Origin of the sequence: Psychrobacter pacificensis (genome assembly GCF_018336615.1) — a bacterium.
Taxonomy (GTDB): Bacteria; Pseudomonadota; Gammaproteobacteria; order Pseudomonadales; family Moraxellaceae; genus Psychrobacter; species Psychrobacter pacificensis.
The window spans coordinates 848,797-866,881 of sequence record NZ_CP048752.1 but is presented as its reverse complement, the minus strand read 5'-3'; the positions used below and the strand labels follow the sequence as shown (position 1 = coordinate 866,881).

The following is an 18,085-nucleotide window of genomic DNA, read 5'->3' as shown; positions in this document are numbered from 1 at the left end:
CTTGTAAAGAAGAGATATTAAATAGAAAACACGGGCTTCAAATATAAGAAATTGGCTTAAATAATCTTAGATAACCTTTGAATCACAAAGGTTAGTAACTAAGCTAAAATAAGATAAGTAATGATATAATGACCCGATAATTGATACTCTATGAAAGGTTTATACGATGGCTCGTACCGCTAGCGCATTGCACATTTTAGTCAAACAAAAAGAGTTGGCAGAAGATATTATGGCCAAGCTCAAAAAAGGCGCAGCATTTGATGTGCTGGCCAAACGATACTCAACCTGTCCATCAGGCAAAAAAGGCGGTCATTTAGGTGAGTTCAAAAAAGGCCAAATGGTAGGACCTTTTGATAAAATCTGCTTCAACGGTGAGCTTTTCACCCCTCATTTGGTAAAAACCAAATTTGGTTGGCATGTGGTCAAAGTGCTTTACAGAACGTAAGCGTTAGACTGTAAAAACGCAAGTCGCCGCTTTAATGACAAGACGACTGAACCATTCAATTTAGGCTTTTTTCTTAGCAAAAAAGCTTTTTATCAGGTAAAACGGTGCTTTATGTATAACAATTCCTCGACTCGTCTCAATAAATACATCAGCGAAAGTGGGATTTGTTCCAGACGCGATGCTGACCGCTTTGTTGAACAAGGTAATGTATACATCAATGGCAAGCGTGCATCGGTTGGTGATCAAGTGGCTGCTGGAGACGTAGTAAAAGTCAACGGACAGCTGATTGAGCCACGCGAGCCTGATGATTTTATTTTTATTGCCTTAAATAAGCCAGTGGGCATTGTCAGCACCACGGAAAGCTCTGAAAAAAACAACATTGTCGATTTTGTGAGACACTCGGTACGTATTTTCCCGATTGGGCGTTTGGACAAAGACTCTCAAGGATTGATCTTTTTGACCAATAATGGCGATCTGGTCAATAAGGTATTGCGTGCTGGCAATAACCACGAAAAAGAGTATCTCGTGACGGTAAATAAGCCAATCACGGATAGCTTTATTGAGGGTATGGCGAGTGGAGTGCCAATGCTGGGCAAGATGACAAAAAAATGTCCCGTTACTAAGGTAGCACCCAACGTCTTTAACATCACACTCATTCAAGGTTTGAACCGTCAAATCCGCCGTATGTGTGAGCATTTTGGTTATGAGGTCGTCAAGCTTGAGCGTACGCGGATTATGAATGTAAGCCTTAAGGGGCTTCCTGTCGGCGACTGGCGAGACCTGACACCAACAGAGCTGTCTGTCCTGCTTAAAGCTGTCGAAAAATCCTCGTCGCAAGACAATCATTCGGGCAAAAAATCGCGCAATGCACCACGAAAAAAACCGCGTACTGACGCTCAATCAAAGTCAAAACCCTCTGCAAAATCAGCAGGTACTGCAAAGGGGCGCAATAAGTACGCCAAGGATGATGCTAGAAAACCAGCAGGTTCTAAAGGTAGAGATGGGCGTCCGTCCAGTCGTGGCAAGAATGCTGCAGGCAATGGTAAACCTACTACAAACGGCAGACGTCCCTCAAAAGGTCGAGGGTCTAAGCGATAATAATTGTCTAATTTCATCACATCGCTGTCATAGTGATCAAAACGATGAAGATACGACACTTTAAAAGAATTAGGGCGATATCCGTTGATAGATATCGCTCTTTTTTGCTTTGTTCAATCCAGTTTATGTGCACAATCTATATACTACTGACCATCGTATCAGGTGATAAAATCGCTGCAAGTTCCTCATCACTGAGCAGCTTTTCTTGTTTGACCAGCTCCGCCACGCCTGACCCACTCAGCAACGCATTTCCTGCGATACGACTGGCGTTTTCATAACCGATATGTGGTACCAGTGCTGTCACGATACCGATACTGTTTTCGACATGCTGCGCACAGCGAGCTTTATTGGCGGTTATGCCTTGAATACAGCGCTCATCGAGCATACGAATCGACTTCTCTAGCAGGCGCGCATTGTTTAGTAGGTTATAAACAATCAGCGGCTCCATTGCATTGAGTTGCAGTTGCCCTGCTTCTGCCGCCATGGTAATCGTCATATCTTTACCCATTACTTGAAAGGCAGCTTGGGTCATGGCTTCAGGAATCACAGGGTTGACTTTACCCGGCATAATAGACGAGCCAGGTTGCATCGCTGGTAAATTAATCTCGCCCAAGCCCGTACGCGGTCCACTCGACAGTAGACGTAAATCGTTGCTCAATTTAGACAGTTTAATAGCTAGGCGTTTGAGCGCACTCGAAAACGTAATAAACGCGCCCATATCGGCACTAGCGGCGATCAAATCTTCAGAGAGCGTCACTGGCAGACCACTGATCGTCGCAAGCTCACTAATCGCTAAGCGGGCATAACCTTTGGGCGCATTGATGCCCGTACCAATCGCTGTACCGCCCAAGTTCAACTCACATAACTGTAAACAAGCATCTTCGATTCGCGCCGTTTCACTGCCTAGATCACTGGCGAAAGCGTTAAACTCTTGCCCCAACGTCATCGGTACTGCGTCTTGCAATTGAGTACGACCCATTTTTAGAATACCGCTAAATTCTTTGCCTTTGATAGCTAAGCTGTTTTGTAGCTTGATAATGGCCTCTTGCAGTGGTTTTGCCGCAAATACCATCGCCAAACGTGCCGCGCTTGGATAGACATCATTGGTCGACTGAGAGCGATTGACGTCATTGTTGGGATGGAGATGACTATACTGACCATACTCAAACCCCATCTTTTTTAAGCCAATATTGGCAATCACTTCATTGGCATTCATGTTGGTTGACGTGCCCGCCCCGCCTTGGATGAGATCCACAATAAACTGCTCATGATGCTCGCCTTGTATCAGATCGCTACACGCATCAGTAATGGCGCTAAGCTTCTCTTGACTGAGTAGACCGTGTTGATAATTGGCTTTGGCAGCAGCCGCTTTCACCATTGCCAGTGCTTTGATCAAATCAGGAAAATGGCTGATTGACACGCCGGTAATGTCAAAATTTTGCGCGGCGCGTTGCGTTTGAATACCATATAAGACAGTGGCTGGTACGGCTTGCTCACCCAATAAATCTTTTTCGATGCGAGTATGGGTTTTATTATCGATAAGGTTATCTATATTTTTCATATTTTTATCACTTCTTAGACATAAGAGAGATTTAAGAAGTAGGCCGACAAAAATGACTCTGTTAAGTGTTTTGTCTTGACGCTACTCAATATGAGCGCCATCGTAACCGAGAATTTAGCACAAGAAAAACGCAAATATTTCGCTCTCAGCCCCAAAAATTTTGCTGCTTAATAAAAAATATGACAGATTAGGTTGTTCTATAAAAAAGAATGAGCACTTTTAAGTTAGGTTTTTGGAAAATATTTATGTGATAGGAAGGATTTTATGAGAAATTTTTTATAAGAAAGCTTATTGGTTGAAAACGTGGATTAATCGCTAATTATACGTGCCGAAAGTAAAAACCTAGCTTCAGTGACAAAGGTTTATAAGACTCTTGACTCACTTACAGCCCCAACACCTGCTTTAGAGCATTGATTTGTGGCTGTTGACGATCGGTATAACGATATGCCAGTACAACCTCGCGCACCAAACTGTTATTCCCTAAATGGTGAATTTGAACGGGCGGCGTACTTCTAATCCATAGCCCAGCATACGGAATCAAAGCCACCCCCAGCCCCGACTCCACCATCCGAACGATCGCATCCAGATCATTAATCTCCATGATCGTATTTACCTTGATGTCCTGTTGTTTAAAGAACTTGTTTATCTTTGCGCCTGCTGAGGACTGTAAGGTGTAATGGATAAAAGGATGCTGCTCAAGCGTTTGTCTGAGGCTATGAAAGGGCCATTTTTTAGGGCTAATGAGCACGTAGGGTTCGGTCATAATGGACTGCGTCACAATATCTTTTGGCAAGGCAAATGCTGGCTGTATGGTAATTGCCGCATCTATCTCCCCAACTTCTAGTTTCTCAAATAACTCTACGGCACGCCCGGGGACAATTTCTGTCTGCATTAAGGGGGCAAGTAACGTAATCGCCTTTAGTGCCTCTGGCAAGATACCCACTTGCACGGAATTGATCGAGCCAATCCTAAGCTGCCCGTAATAGCTGGCAATATCGGTATCTGAGGACAACTGCATTGTTGAATAAAGCGCCAAAATCTCTTTGGCGATCGGTAATACGCGCGTGCCTTGCGGATTGAGCGTAATGGCACGAGCAGAGCGGGTAAATAAAGATAACCCTAGATTGTCTTCCAAGGTTTTTATTTGGGCGCTGACCGCAGACTGGGTCAAGTTGATGTGCCGAGCAGCGGCAGCAAAACTGTCTAGCTCGCAAACGGCCACAAAGGTTTTAAGCTCTCTTATCATTGATATCACCACACTTATATATTACGTCTTATGCTTGAATACACGCGTTACGTCTATTAAGCTCATTCATTTCAAAGACGATGGCTTTCTGTCCAAAATAGCTCATTAAGCCTTCGCCGTGACTCTCAAGGCCTACTAATTGACCTCTGTTTACTTTTCTTTTATATTTTAAGACGATACATAATGTATCATTTTATTTGAGTTAAATAAGCCTTTATCTCTACGTGATTACCCTATCACTATACTTTTCTCATCACTTTTTTTCATCGTTGGACGGGTGATATTGAGTTCATGCTAAGGATAGCTATTATGAACAACCGTCTATCAGATTTTTCGTGGAGCAGGAGTTACCATCCAAAAACCACTATGAAAAGCATGGACTGTTAAGGGCCTAATTCTATCACCCAAATAAAGATTACAAAAACAGCCCATCGTTTTCATCGATGGATCAATACCTTTTTATAAAATGTCTTTTTATAAGAAGAATAATGAGCCGCAACCATTATAGTTCACCGCCTATTTTCCATGGAAGGAAATCAAAATCATGAGCATTTTTGCTATAGTCAATCAATATTAAAAGTGGTACAAGGCAGACGAGTGCAAGTACTACAGTAGTAGGCTAAACGAGTTTAACGCTGTAACACTTTAATAGTGGTTCGACTATATTTTGTTGTCTTTGTCCCTCTTAATGTATTTTGCCTATCGAGGCGTCAGCGTCTTAGTTTTGGCACCCCTACTCGCTATCTTGGCAGTGGTATTAAGTGGACAGAGCAGCTAAACGATGGGGATCTATACTGAAGTCTTTATGCAAGGTCTTGGCGGCTTTGCGGTCAAATACTTCCCCCTATTTATCTTGGGGGCTATTTTTGGCAAATTGATGGAAGATTCTGGTTACGCCTATAGCATCGCCCGCAATTCTTAACGCACTAGAAAATTACTGGTTGTTATAGTGATGTAATAATAGAAGGTCTAGGATGGTTAGCAGATGTCATTGCTAAAAAATTCGATTATAGTAGATATTCCTTATAATAACTGCTACTTACAGTAGACTTCTTGCATAAGTCATCGTCAGCCCTTGTAACTCCGTCAGTGGAAGTCAATGAACTGGTACTTTTGCAAGAGATCTAGTAGCTACTATCTAGTAGCTACTAATAGTATTCATCCAAATAGACTGAGGGATTAAATCATGAAAACATTAGGATTATGTATTGCCGCAGGACTGGGCTTAAGCGCTTGTGCGAGCGGTGGAACGATGGGTAACACCAACCCAAACAACATAGTGACCGAGTACCCTGTTGAGACCGCCATGCTCAATATCTATACCAAACAACGTAGTGAAAATTTGGTTGCCACTATCGGCAATCAAACGGCCTCAGCAGATATTCAAGTCACGCCTAAAGGCAACATGGTTTTCAATAATAAAAAGGTACAAGGTACTGAGATCAACACGATCAATAAAGTGAACAATCAAATCACTAACCATTCAGTCGCTATCAATTACTTCACCTTGAACCCTTTGGTATTTCACGGTTTTACAGACAGCACAGGCAAATACTCAGTCTCAAATCAAACGACCACTATCCCCAAAATGGCGACGGTGGGCGACTCAAACAAATTGATTACTGAAAATGTCTATACGGACAGTCGTATGCGCCAAAAAATCGGCACCTATAACCAAAACTGGTCCCTAACGCGAGACAGCAATCAGACCGCATGGTTCTGTATCGAAACCTCAGACAACATGCTTGCTGGTGGCACCTCTGAAGGCAGCTCAAAAGAATGCTACAAAATCAATGCTAAAGGCGACATACTTGCGAGCAAAGTCACTATCGTACCGCCAGCTGGTAATGGCGGACAGACGATTACGTTTAACAGCCAGTAAGCAGTTCTATGTATCAACCATTTCTTTCATTGGTCGTTCATAGAGTCAGGTGATAAAAAGTATGAAAAAAGGAGCTGAATTATCAGCTCCTTTTTTATAGCTTATTGAGCATAACTTAACCACTGCCCTCGCTAATGGTGAAATGGCCAATGGTTAAATAATATTGACCTCATAACTAAATTTTTCTGCCAATCCATAAGATTCTCTATATTCGATAGGGTCCCCTTCTAGGTTTTTAGCAACGCGGCATACTTTTACCAAGTTTTCTTGTTCGGTATTGTCCAGATAAGGGTCTATATGATTGGAGATAAAAAACAGCATTTCTACGGCAGATGAGACAAACTGACCGCACTTTTTGTAATAAAAAGGATCCTGTGGGCTTTTTCATTGCCTTTATGAGCACGTTGGTGGGTGGCCTAGGTCCCATTCTTAACCCTTTTTATATGAACGCAGGTCTAGAAAAAGAGAATCTTATTGCGACCAAAACGGCGAATTCTTTTTTTGTCGGTATTGTGCAAGTCGTCAGCTACGCCTTTTTTGGCATACTCACAGTCAAGATCTGTGTGTATGGTCTGGTATTAGGACTGGGTGCCGTTATTGGCAACGTCATTGGCAAACACTTTTTGGCTGGCATCAGTATTAGTCAGTTTAGAATAATGCTGCTGATACTAATGGTGATGAGTGGTCTAATAATGATTATAAGAAACATAAACGTACTGTTTTAATAAGCCTATCACTCGATACCGTAATTATGTCACGCAAATTCTTATAAATACGGCTATTTATTCTTTATTAAAGATAATGCTCAATCATATGCTGACTTGATATAGCATCTTAATCAGAATACTTTACATCATCATGCGCCAGCCTCTAAACTTGGCAAAGAAACCCTTCAATCTTTCAGAAAAATTAAAAGTCTCAGCTTCTGGTACTTCTTCAACATGATGACGCGTTGCTAATATCGGCTGCTGTACCAGTCTTTCGTGATGCTCAAACGCGCGGTCCAGACTGATACTCATAATAGAGAAGTTGGTAGGACGTGGCAGACAGCGATATACCTGCCCTTTATTGATGAGATCAATCACCATGTGAGCGTCTTTAAATTCAGTCAACATCAGCACCATCAGATCGGGCTGGATATTTTTTAGAGCGTAGACAATAGGAGTAATATTTTCTTCGTTGAGCGTCGCATCCGTGATGGTGACACCAAACTTCTTTTTTTGTAGTAACTTCGCAGCCTGCTCGAGGTTGCTTGCCCAGCTCACTGTATAAGTACTTTTAAACTGATTTTTTATTTCTTGATAAATACTCTCATCATCATCTAATACCAGTATATTCCTTTTGCTACTAGCATTCATAAAACTCTGAGATTCATCACCTTGCTTCATATTTTGGGTAATATCTTGCGTTTGCTGAGCAATCTCTGTGGCTTTATTTACGATCTTTTTGAGCTCATCATTTTGCCAAGGCTTGGTGATATAACGGTAAATCTCTCCGTCATTGACCGAGTCAATCACCGCATTGAGATCCGCATAGCCTGTTAGCAAGATACGAATGGTATTGGGTGACGCTTCTTTAATATCACGCAAGACTTCCGTCCCTTGCTTATCAGGCATACGTTGGTCACTGATGACCACTTGTACATCGTGCTCGCTGACATATTTCATAAGCTCAGTGGCATCGGTGGTGGTAAATACATCGTGCGACTGGCGAAAATGCATTTTTAGACTGCGTAAAATGCGCGGCTCATCATCGATAAAGGCAATTTTTGGTTTTTGCATGAGGCTCTCTTTAGGTGAGTGGTGAGAAGTATTTCAACCTTCAAATAAGGCTTTGGAGGGTTTATTTTCATAAGTTTTTGACTGTATTGGCAGCATAATGGTAAAAGTTGTGCCCTCGCCGACGATTGAGCTCGCTGCAATACTGCCGCCATGCTGCTCAATAATTTGCGTGCTGATCGCCAGCCCTAAACCCGTTCCATCGCCTGCTTTTTTGGTGGTAAAAAACGGCTCAAAGATACGCTCTAAAGCCTGCTCGTTGATACCGATACCATTATCTGTGACCTGCACCACTACCTGCGACTGCGTCTCATCGACAGCTGATGTGATATGCAACTCGCCTTTTTGATCAGGCGCTATGGCTTGAGCGGCATTATTGAATAAATTTAATAGCACTTGATTGATTTGCGAGGGGTTACATTGAGTCAGCGGCAGTGTCGCTAGGTTGGTCGTAATATCTAGGGTTTTGAGGTTATTGCGCGCCATGACCAGCGAGGTGGTGATACAGTCATTGATATCGACGTCTTTTACTTTTGATTCATCAATTCTAGAAAAGTCGCGCAAACTTACCACCAACTCAGCTATCTGATCGACCCCGTACAAGCTGTCTTTGATCAAATCGGCCAAGTCCTCACTGACTTCATCTTCTTTGATCTCTTCACAGCATTGTAGAGTTTGAGCCGTCAATTGTGCTACTTGCGCTTGGTCAGCACTAGAGTCTTTTAGCGCCTGCAATAGCTGGTCAGTCTGGCTGATCAGCTCATCGAAACGCGTCAAGTTATCACCGACCAGTTCGATATTACTGCGTACATAGCCCAGTGGTGTGTTGACCTCGTGCGCCACGCCTGCCACCATTTGACCCAAGGTTGCCATTTTTTCGGAGCGCACTAATTGTACTTGTGAGGCTTTTAGCTCATCCATCGCTTGCTGTAGATCTTGGGTACGGGCAGCAACTTGTTTTTCTAGATGGACGTTGATCTCGGCAAGCGCGCCTTCGTTTTCGACGACACGATCAATCAGTTGGTTGGTCTGCTCACTGATGATCTGAATTTCGCTCACGCTTGAGCTGGGCAGCTTATGTGCGAGCAGTTTCTGATATTGTTTTTGTTCAATCAAAGCGCCCATCTCAGCCACCAAAAGCGACATACGTTGTAATGGACGAGTAAAATACTGACGGAACACCCATGCCGTTAATAATAAAATAGGGATAAAGCCCAGTAGCATGGCTTGAATCAGCTGGTTCGATAGCGCATTGGCAACACTGAGCAGATCACTATTGGGTTTGACGATCACCATTTTCCAGTAAGTAAATGGCATGCGAAAGACGAAGGCTGTGGCTGGCTGCTGCAAGACAAAATCATTGGGTACGTCGATGGTATCGACCAGATGGCTGTCGACTAAATTGAAAGTTTGATCGATATTTAATAACAGCAACGCCGAGAGTAGCTCAGACTCTTGCTCACTTATTTTGCCCAGATTGGTCGTACTCAAAATACTACGCGCCGCCAAGGTAAAACGGCTTTCATCTTTGGCAGTAGCATCATCAATGAGCGTATCGTTAATGCGACCCAAACTGTCCGCGATAGGCGCAAAACTCGGATTGATAGCCGCCAACTGACTGGCGTTCATCATCTCACCTTGTGGATTGTTGGCGGTGGTTTGAGTGACGAGCGACTGATCAGGAAAAGTTAGGAATCGATTGTCCAAGTCAACCAAAAAGACATAGCCGCCTATTTTTTCTTGCCACCTCTTCATGGCGGCATCAAGATTGTCCAATAATAAGTTAAAACTCACCACGCCATCAAACGCTTGATTAGTACTGTTGTACAATGCTTTAGCACAAGTCATCATCGGCTGATTGCTGGTGGGATCGATGTATGCCCGACTCCAGACGCAGTGATCATGATTGGCGTACAACGCTGGAATATACCACCAGTCTCGATAATAAGCATTGGGCGTTTGACTTACTTGGTCATAGCGCGTCACTGACTGCATGCTGCCTGTCTCATCGCGCGCCCATACAAACGACTGACGCTCTTGACCTTGGGCATACATATTTGGGTCAAACCATACCCCGCCACCCACGATTCTTTGATCCATTTGTTGCATGAGATTGCCAAAGGTTTCTTGGTAAAGTGCATCCTCTTTAGGTAGACCGCCCGCCATCGTACTGCTTGCTTTTGCCAGCCCATCGACATGGTTGATACTCACCATGATACTGTTGATGACTTCGTTACCTGTTTCAACCACAGTCTCTGATGTCATCTCCATAATGCGCGGCTTGCCTTGGGTTTCAATGACCAAGTACACCATGAGGATAATCAGCAAAAAAGCCAACGCTAAAATAATCAGCATACGGGTAGAGATACTACCAAGCCTGCCAGCAACGCTCATACACACACCTTTTATCTACGCATCAACTGCTATCAATGAATCTCTTAATGGATATCAATCTCTGTGACACACAGCAACTATTTATAATGGGCATAAGAATACGGCTCATTTATGAACATATGATGACAAAAAAATACAAGTTGATAGAGGCGGATTAATTTAAAAACCGGTGATAGCACACAAAGGGAATGAGGAGTCAAAATAAGACCCTGACAGATAGAATGCTTATAGGGAGGTAAAAACAGGAAACAAAAAAGCAGCGCATCAAACGATGTGCTGCTTTTTTTTGGTGCGACGGTTGTTGATGGCGTATAGATTGCAAACACTAGATAATAAACTTTACCTGAGCGTCTTTTATATACTCATACTGACCACGCTCTTGATGGTAATACTCACCTAACGCTGCCCATATGTAATCACTCCTCAAACGATGGGTCAGTACGGCGTAGCTTTCTTAATAAGGCAGGCCATGCGATATCACCATTCGCTCCTCTGGTCACCTGCTTCGATGCCGCTTGAATACCAGCCAATATTTGTGCTGGTATCGGCGTCAATGCGCTGCCACCGCTTTGCGCCTTGATTTGAATCTCGCAGGCGTTTTGTAAAATATACATATTCAAAAACGCATCAGCGACGGTGTCGGCACAAGTGAGCAGACCGTGATTGCGCAAGATCATAAAGTTAGCCTTGCCTAAATCAGCGACCAAGCGGACTTTTTCTTCTGGGTTAAGTGCAACGCCCTCGTAATCGTGATATGCCAAGTTAGATAACGGAAATAATGACTGCTGCGAGATGGGTAGTAGGCCTTGCTCTTGCGCCGAGACCGCTACGCCATCGCTAGTATGCAGATGAATCACGCAGTGCGCATCATCACGGGCTTCGTGTACGGCACTATGAATAATAAACCCGGCTGGATTGACATTGAACGCTGATGGCGAGACCTTTTCGCCCGCTTTGTTGACTTTGACTAGGCTGGAAGCGGTGATCTCTTCAAATAGCATGCCATAAGGATTGATTAAAAACTCATCTTCTGTCCCTGGTACGCGGGCTGAGATATGGGTAAATACCAGATCATCCCAGCCATAGGACGCAATCAAGCGATAACAAGCAGCAAGATTTACTCGCATCTGCCACTCTTGTTCGCTCATATTATGGTGTACACTCGATGTTGAATCAGTTTGTGTGGTCGTTTTTATCGCTGTTTGCATTGTATAGTCCTTTACAGTTGTGAATAGTCCGAATAATTACTCTACACCATTCTTCAAACCCAAATCTGTCAAAAACATGACACTTATGAATATCAATCATCATTTAAATAACGACCCTTGGTTTGCTGACTTGCCAACCGACGTGCAAGCGCTACTAGCGTATAACGCTGTGCTAAAGGTATACCAAAAAAGCCAAATGATTCATGCTATTGGTGACAATGATGATGCGGCGCTGCACTTTGTCGTATCGGGTACGATTAGAGTCTGCAATGTGAGCACTAGCGGCAATGCCATGACCCTCGCTCACCTATCTAGTGGCGAGTGGTTTGGTGAGATCTCTATCATAGATGATAATCCTCGCACCCACGATGCATGGACGATTAATAAGGTTACGTTGATTTCTATCCCCAGAAAGGTGGTAATTCAAACGGCGCAACAGTATCCAATTTTATACAAGCACCTCGCGCTCATCACTTGTGCGCGTATTCGTAGAGCCTTTGACTGGATTGATGACGCTACCTCGTTGAGTACATCGGCAAGACTGGCGAGTATGCTTGTAGGGCTGATTGGTAATTATGGCAAGCAGATGGATGGCGATATAAAGATAGATTTGCGCTTATTACAAGAAGAGCTTGGCTTTATGCTCGGTACCACCCGACAAACCATCAATAAAATCATTCAGTCTTGGCAAAAACAGGAATTCATAGATATGCACTATGGTTTTATTACTATAAAGAATCAGTCTGAGTTAAAAGCAATCATGAATCCTGAATAATTTGAATATCTATAAAATCTGTCCGTAAAATTTTATATAAACCACTCAACACCTCGCAAACTAGCATCAGCATCAAAGCTGCCACCTTAACATCTTCTTAACAGCACACTTGTTATGGTAAGGAATGACGTTTCCTACCATTCTGTTGAGAAGTATTTATATGTCCATATCTCAAACCGCCAAAATCGATGCGCCTAAAACCAATAAAAAAAACAGCTATCTGAGTAAGCTCTACGATCATGAGGTAAATCTCAATTATCTTATTATCATTGTTGCCTTATATTTGGTGGTGACTGCCAATATTGGCTTTTTTGAGCAGGTGCTAGATGTCTATCCATTTAGCAAAAACGTCGGCTTTATACTGTCTATTACTGGCTTGTTGTTTGGACTGATGTGGCTGGTATTACAACTGCTTTGCTATCGTCCGATTGCCAAACCAGTATTGATTGCGCTACTGATCACTGCTGCCATCTGCGGTTATTTTACCGATGCTTACGGGACGATATTTGACACCAACATGCTGATCAATAGTCTGGAGACCGATCAAGCAGAGGCGATGGGATTGTTTGCCCCTAGTATGGTCATTCGGGTGCTGCTACTGAGCGTGTTGCCAGCAGTTATCATTAGCAAAATTCGTCTAAAGCGCTTTACTTGGCAACGCAGTATTCTACAAAAGACAGCTACCTTGATATTGTCTATCGCAGTTATCGCGGCGTGTCTTTTACCCTTTGGTGACCAGTACGCCAGCTTCTTTCGTCAGCATAAAGAGGTGCGCTCTTATGCCAACCCAATCACGCCTATTTACTCTACGATCAAACTTGTCGAAAACTATGTCAATGAGCTGCGCCGTCCTGATACTTTCACCCTACATGCGACAGATGCAAAGCGCGTCGCTCCTACCAGTAGCACTACAAACAGCAGCACTGCAAAACCCAAGCTCATGGTGTTCGTCGTTGGTGAAACGGCTCGCGCTGATCACTTTGGTTTAAATGGCTATACACGCAATACCACGCCACTACTCGCAAAACAGTCCAACCTTTATAGTTTTAAAGATGCCGTCTCTTGTGGCACTTCGACTGCCTACTCAGTGCCCTGCATGTTCAGTTATGCAAATCGAGAAAAATATGATATCGATACCGCCAAGTACAATGAAAACGTACTCGATACGCTCAGCAAGCAAGGGGTTAATGTCGTGTGGCGAGACAACAACTCTAGCTCTAAAGGTGTGGCTGATCGTGTCACTTTTGAGGACTACAAAACGGCTGATACCAATCCGAACTGCGATGTTGAATGCCGAGATATTGGTATGCTTGATGGTTTTGATAAACTGGTTAAGTCAGGCAGCTCACCGAAAGAGACGCCTAAAGACATGCTTATTTTGTTACACCAAATGGGCAACCATGGCCCCGCTTATTACCAGCGCTACCCTAAAGAATTTGAAACGTACAAACCTGTCTGTATGACCAATGAGCTGTCAAAATGTGATACCCAGTCTGTGATCAATGGCTATGACAATGCGATTCTGTACACCGACTACTTTTTGAATAACGTGATCGATACCCTAAAAACTTACGAACAAGATTATGATGTAGTCATGGTGTATATGAGCGATCATGGCGAGAGTCTGGGAGAAAACAATATTTATTTGCATGGTCTGCCCTATAAGTTTGCCCCGGATACTCAAAAGCACGTGCCCGCAGTCATTTGGTCACCAAACAGTAATAACATCGATGCAGACAGCCTCTATAATATGAGCAGTCAGCCCGTGTCACATGATTTTATTACGCCGACGGTGCTGAGCTTTTTTGGCATCACGACTGATGAAGTCAAAGGCGCGCCAACCTTTTTTAAAGTAAATAACTAAATCTGTTTTTATATTGCTCCATCTTTTAGGTAGCCACTATTTTTTAGGTCAACACCATGTATAAGATACTCGTTATTGAAGACAACCCCGATATCGTGGCCAATATTTATGCGTTTTTTGAGCCAAAAGGCTTTGAGCTGGACAACGCACATAATGGCTACAGTGGGCTCACACTCGCCGCAAGCAATCATTATGATGTGATATTGCTCGATGTGATGCTACCAGGTATGGATGGCACCAAGCTGTGTAAAAAACTCAGAGAAGAATTGCATGACAAAACGCCTGTCCTCATGCTCACTGCTCGCGATACGATTTTGGATAAAGTGGCAGGCTTTGATAGCGGTGCTGATGATTATTTGGTCAAGCCATTTTCATTGATTGAGCTAGAGTGCCGTATCAAAGCACTCATACGTCGTCACGAGGACGATAATTTTGTACACAGTATCGCTGTGGGCGCGCTATCGCTAAATAATAGTGAGCATACTATTATGCGCGAAGGAAAGTCGATTAAGCTCACCCCAACTGGATTTAAGATATTACATATCCTGATGAGTGCCGCACCGCGAGTCGTCAGCAAAACTGAACTTGAAGAAAAGGTTTGGGGTCTGGATATACCCAGCAGTGATGCGCTACGCACTCATATTCATAGCGTGCGGGCGCAGGTCGACAAGCCTTTTGACAAAACCATGATAGTAACAGTGCCTGGTGTGGGTTACCAAATTATCGATCCCAATAAATCAGAACACGCGGTAGTATAACTGAGAGAGTAGCACCTCATACTGTCTATCATCGCTCACTATATCAATTACCTCCTTTGATTAAGCATCTCCATATTATGTTCAATATAGACTCGATAGCCAATAAGTTTCGATTATCCTACTTTATATTCGCGCTGTTATTATGCGGGGCTTTTGTCAGTATTTTTCTATACGCGGAGAGCAGAATAGAACAGGAGTTGGTTAAGGGTCGGCTGTTGCAGCAGCTTGATATCAGCCAAGAAAAGTACGGCGATCGCTCTATTTATACTGCCGACCCAGGCATCAAGATCTATCGCTACGATAGTGCCCCTACCAACCTGCAAACAACAGCAACGGCAACGGTGCAAGAGAAGTCTGTCACTATAGACGGTGAGTCTGGCAAAACCCACGGTAACCTTCATTTTTTCGCCTATCAACAAGGCAATCAGACTTACATTTTGACGTACTTGGAAGGGGTTGAGATGGTGATGAGCCACTACCCTGTACTAGAAATCTTCGAAAACTTAGAAGATATCTTTGCAGACACACTAAGAGTGGCGGTCATTTTGAGTTTGCTTATTGCCGCCATATTCTCTCATTTATCCTCTAAACAAATCATCAAGCCTTTACTCGATTTAAAAAAAGCCGTCGAAACGGATCATAGCAACCTAACGGAACTCACGCACTTGCCCTCTGAGGTGGGCGTATTGGCGCGAGCTATCGATGAAAAAAACCATAAACTTGAGCAGTATCTAAAGCGCGAGCAACTGTTTACTGGTGATGTCAGCCATGAGCTGCGCACGCCCTTAACCATCATCATGGGTGCCTTCGAAGTGCTAGCTTCGCAATTACCAGCAGACAGTCATCTAAACGAGTTTACCAATCGGATTGGCACTACCGCCCGTGAGACCTCTGAGATTATCACCGCCCTGCTCTTACTTTCGCGCGCCCCTGAAAAGCTAGATGCACCGCAAACTTCTATCAATAGCATTGCCTTAGCCGAGGTGCAGCGATTGACCTATTTGCTGCGCTATAAAACGGTCACGTGTGAAATAGTCGCTGAGCAAGAATATAGCGCCTATGTGCGTCCTGAGCTATTAAAAATGGCACTGGGCAATTTGATAAAAAATGCGTTTCAGTATACCGATGATGGCGAAGTCACCATCACTATCGATGACGAAAAAATCATGGTAACTGATACTGGTCTTGGTATTCCTGAGGCGATGATGCCGCTGCTGTATGAGCGCTTTGAGCGCCTAACTCATGACTATCAAGACGAGGGTACAGGCATAGCCTTGTCACCAGAAAATGATATCAATCACAAGGTTGAAGGCTCAGGTTTGGGACTGAGTATCGTACAACGCATCATGTCTCATATGGGCTGGCAGCTGACTCATCAAGCCAATCCGTCTGGCGGCAGCACTTTTATTATTTATTATAAATAACCGTACTTTGCTTACTATCACCACAATTTCTATTTAACCATTGCCCACTGAACTGGCGGGCAATGCCATTTGTGCCATTTGTCCGAATCATTCTTTATTCTCATTCCTGCTTACGCTCTTAACGTTTTCTTAATCTCGCTCGTCTTATACTTAGGATATATCGACTTTGCTTGACTGTTTTTTTGGTCACGCAAAACCGAAAGCGCATCTTGATATTAATAGATCATTAAGAATTCTATATGAATAAAATTACTCCTATTAATCTTGAAGACGAGTCAGCCGAGCATTGCTCTATCAAGCAGGCAGCACATCACAGTGCGCTCACGCCTGATAGCTTTGCAGAAAGCGCAAAAGGCAAAACGGGCTTTTACCGAATTATAAAAGCTGCTGGCTATTCAATGGACGGATTTAAGGCAGCATACAAATTTGAGGCGGCTTTTCGACAAGTCGTGTGGCTCAATGTTGTCCTGCTTGCCGCTGTCATTATGATGCCTTTTACGCTTGGTATAAAAATGATGCTAGTGCTCGCGTCTTTTTTATCTTTAATTGTTGAGCTGATTAACACGGGTATCGAAGCTTGCGTCGACCACACATCAACCGCCAAGCATCCACTCGCAAAAATCGCAAAAGATGTTGGCTCGGCGGCGCAGTTCGTGTCGTTATGTCTATTAACAATTTTATGGCTCATGGCGTTGTCTGTCTTTTTATAAAGACATCTATCACAGGCACTGATCAATAATCAAGCTAGAAGCTATCCTATTTATTATACGTTCTTACTTACTATACATTGCCAGAGGTATCCATGACTTTAGAAAACCACTCAATGGCTTGGGACTGGCTAAAATTACTGTGTTTGACCATCCTCGCTACGTTGGTGTTTGAACATAGTCAGTTAGACATACGCATCAGTGAGCTTTTTTATAGCCATGGACACTGGCTACTAGAAAAAGGTGCGCAGCCTTATGCGTTTATCTTTTATGATTTGCCCAAAGCCCTACTGATCCTACTGGCGGTCTACCTCATAGCAGTGTTAATTATAAAATATAGACAGCCTTTGCCGGATCTTGCCTCACAGCATCGCTGTAAATTCGATAAATTTCTGTTTCCTTTACCAATTCGGGAGATCGGCTATCTACTGCTGGTATTAGCGATTGTACCGGCTACCATTACCACATTAAAAGGCGTCACCCATGTGAGCTGCCCGAATGACTTGGCAATTTTTGGCGGTGAGTTGCCTTATCTAAATCTGTGGCAAAACATGGTTGCCGCAACGCCTGCCAGATGCTTCCCAGCGGCTCACGCCAGCGCAGGATTCTCCTTATATGGATTGGCTTTTTTGCCAACACTCAAAAAGCACCGTTATCAAATACTAAAAATAGTTACGCTCTTAGGCTGGAGCATGGGGCTGTATAAGATGCTATTTGGCGATCATTTTTTTAGTCATACTTTGGTCTCGATGCTGCTATCACTGACGATAGCGTGTGCGCTTGCGACGCTATTCTTTAAAGATTCGATAAAGGCAAAGGCCAAAAGCGCCAGTAAAAAACATGCCGACACAGCCACTAGCTTGCTTGGTACTGAAACCTCAAGCACTTAGAATGATAGTTATCACGTTGCGTTATTTTGCTAGACACGACTAGCGAACTGCAGGC

The 18,085-nt window shown here is 43.5% G+C and carries 15 protein-coding genes and 2 pseudogenes; 11 read left to right on the top strand and 6 right to left on the bottom strand.

What is annotated here, in order from left to right; all coding sequences use genetic code 11:
* Positions 1–166 precede the first annotated feature (166 nt).
* A complete protein-coding gene (locus GYK50_RS03780) occupies positions 167–445 on the top strand; it encodes a peptidylprolyl isomerase (protein WP_093068572.1) in 279 nt (92 codons plus the stop codon).
* A 111-nt stretch (positions 446–556) separates the two neighbouring features.
* Positions 557–1,543, top strand: a complete 987-nt coding sequence (gene rluF, locus GYK50_RS03775) for a 23S rRNA pseudouridine(2604) synthase RluF (protein ID WP_071002034.1) — start codon at positions 557–559, stop codon at positions 1,541–1,543.
* A gap of 136 nt (positions 1,544–1,679) precedes the next feature.
* Here the strand turns inward: rluF and GYK50_RS03770 are convergent, their stop codons facing one another.
* Together GYK50_RS03770 and GYK50_RS03765 are read right to left on the bottom strand one after the other, a co-directional pair.
* Complete coding sequence (locus GYK50_RS03770) at positions 1,680–3,083, bottom strand: aspartate ammonia-lyase (protein WP_420070483.1); 1,404 nt, start codon at positions 3,081–3,083, stop codon at positions 1,680–1,682.
* 403 nt (positions 3,084–3,486) lie between these two features.
* A complete protein-coding gene (locus GYK50_RS03765; RefSeq protein ID WP_186474027.1) occupies positions 3,487–4,350 on the bottom strand; it encodes a LysR substrate-binding domain-containing protein in 864 nt (287 codons plus the stop codon).
* A gap of 688 nt (positions 4,351–5,038) precedes the next feature.
* On the opposite strand from GYK50_RS03765, the pseudogene GYK50_RS03760 reads away from it, so the two are divergent.
* Positions 5,039–5,260 (top strand): annotated as a pseudogene (locus tag GYK50_RS03760) (GntP family permease); the annotation flags it as partial.
* Positions 5,261–5,536: 276 nt separating this feature from the next.
* On the top strand, positions 5,537–6,232 hold the full coding sequence (locus tag GYK50_RS03755; protein WP_071002038.1) for a hypothetical protein: 696 nt from the start codon (positions 5,537–5,539) through the stop codon (positions 6,230–6,232).
* A gap of 153 nt (positions 6,233–6,385) precedes the next feature.
* Here the strand turns inward: GYK50_RS03755 and GYK50_RS03750 are convergent.
* Positions 6,386–6,601, bottom strand: a pseudogene (locus tag GYK50_RS03750) (GntR family transcriptional regulator); the annotation flags it as partial.
* 5 nt (positions 6,602–6,606) lie between these two features.
* On the opposite strand from GYK50_RS03750, the gene GYK50_RS03745 reads away from it, so the two are divergent.
* Positions 6,607–6,957 carry a TSUP family transporter gene (locus GYK50_RS03745; RefSeq protein ID WP_237182789.1) on the top strand — a complete coding sequence of 117 codons (351 nt, stop codon included), beginning with the start codon at positions 6,607–6,609 and terminating at the stop codon, positions 6,955–6,957.
* A gap of 123 nt (positions 6,958–7,080) precedes the next feature.
* Here GYK50_RS03745 and GYK50_RS03740 read toward each other — a convergent pair whose 3' ends face one another.
* The 3 genes from GYK50_RS03740 to GYK50_RS03730 all read right to left on the bottom strand — a co-directional run bounded on the left by GYK50_RS03740 (position 7,081) and on the right by GYK50_RS03730 (position 11,612).
* On the bottom strand, positions 7,081–8,013 hold the full coding sequence (locus tag GYK50_RS03740; protein ID WP_071002039.1) for a response regulator: 933 nt from the start codon (positions 8,011–8,013) through the stop codon (positions 7,081–7,083).
* Between the two features lie 33 nt (positions 8,014–8,046).
* Entirely contained in the window at positions 8,047–10,404 is a 2,358-nt protein-coding gene (locus tag GYK50_RS03735) for a sensor histidine kinase (RefSeq protein ID WP_071002040.1), read from the bottom strand.
* 416 nt (positions 10,405–10,820) lie between these two features.
* Positions 10,821–11,612, bottom strand: coding sequence for a class II aldolase/adducin family protein (locus tag GYK50_RS03730; protein WP_071002041.1), 792 nt, complete (start codon positions 11,610–11,612; stop codon positions 10,821–10,823).
* Positions 11,613–11,697: 85 nt separating this feature from the next.
* On the opposite strand from GYK50_RS03730, the gene GYK50_RS03725 reads away from it, so the two are divergent.
* From GYK50_RS03725 to GYK50_RS03700, 6 genes are all read left to right on the top strand, one after another.
* Positions 11,698–12,387, top strand: coding sequence for a Crp/Fnr family transcriptional regulator (locus GYK50_RS03725; protein WP_212564292.1), 690 nt, complete (start codon positions 11,698–11,700; stop codon positions 12,385–12,387).
* Positions 12,388–12,547: 160 nt separating this feature from the next.
* Positions 12,548–14,251 (top strand): phosphoethanolamine transferase, encoded by a 1,704-nt coding sequence (locus GYK50_RS03720; protein WP_420070470.1) that lies wholly within the window; start codon positions 12,548–12,550, stop codon positions 14,249–14,251.
* Between the two features lie 56 nt (positions 14,252–14,307).
* The gene (locus GYK50_RS03715; protein WP_212564290.1) at positions 14,308–15,009 is read left to right on the top strand and encodes a response regulator transcription factor; all 702 of its coding nucleotides are present in this window, start codon (positions 14,308–14,310) and stop codon (positions 15,007–15,009) included.
* Between the two features lie 77 nt (positions 15,010–15,086).
* Entirely contained in the window at positions 15,087–16,433 is a 1,347-nt protein-coding gene (locus GYK50_RS03710; RefSeq protein WP_212564289.1) for a sensor histidine kinase, read from the top strand.
* Positions 16,434–16,672: 239 nt separating this feature from the next.
* Complete coding sequence (locus tag GYK50_RS03705) at positions 16,673–17,143, top strand: diacylglycerol kinase (RefSeq protein WP_083328856.1); 471 nt, start codon at positions 16,673–16,675, stop codon at positions 17,141–17,143.
* Positions 17,144–17,235: 92 nt separating this feature from the next.
* Positions 17,236–18,030: a PAP2 family lipid A phosphatase gene (locus GYK50_RS03700; RefSeq protein ID WP_071002045.1), complete on the top strand. Its 795-nt coding sequence runs from the start codon at positions 17,236–17,238 to the stop codon at positions 18,028–18,030.
* The last annotated feature ends 55 nt before the right edge of the window (positions 18,031–18,085 follow it).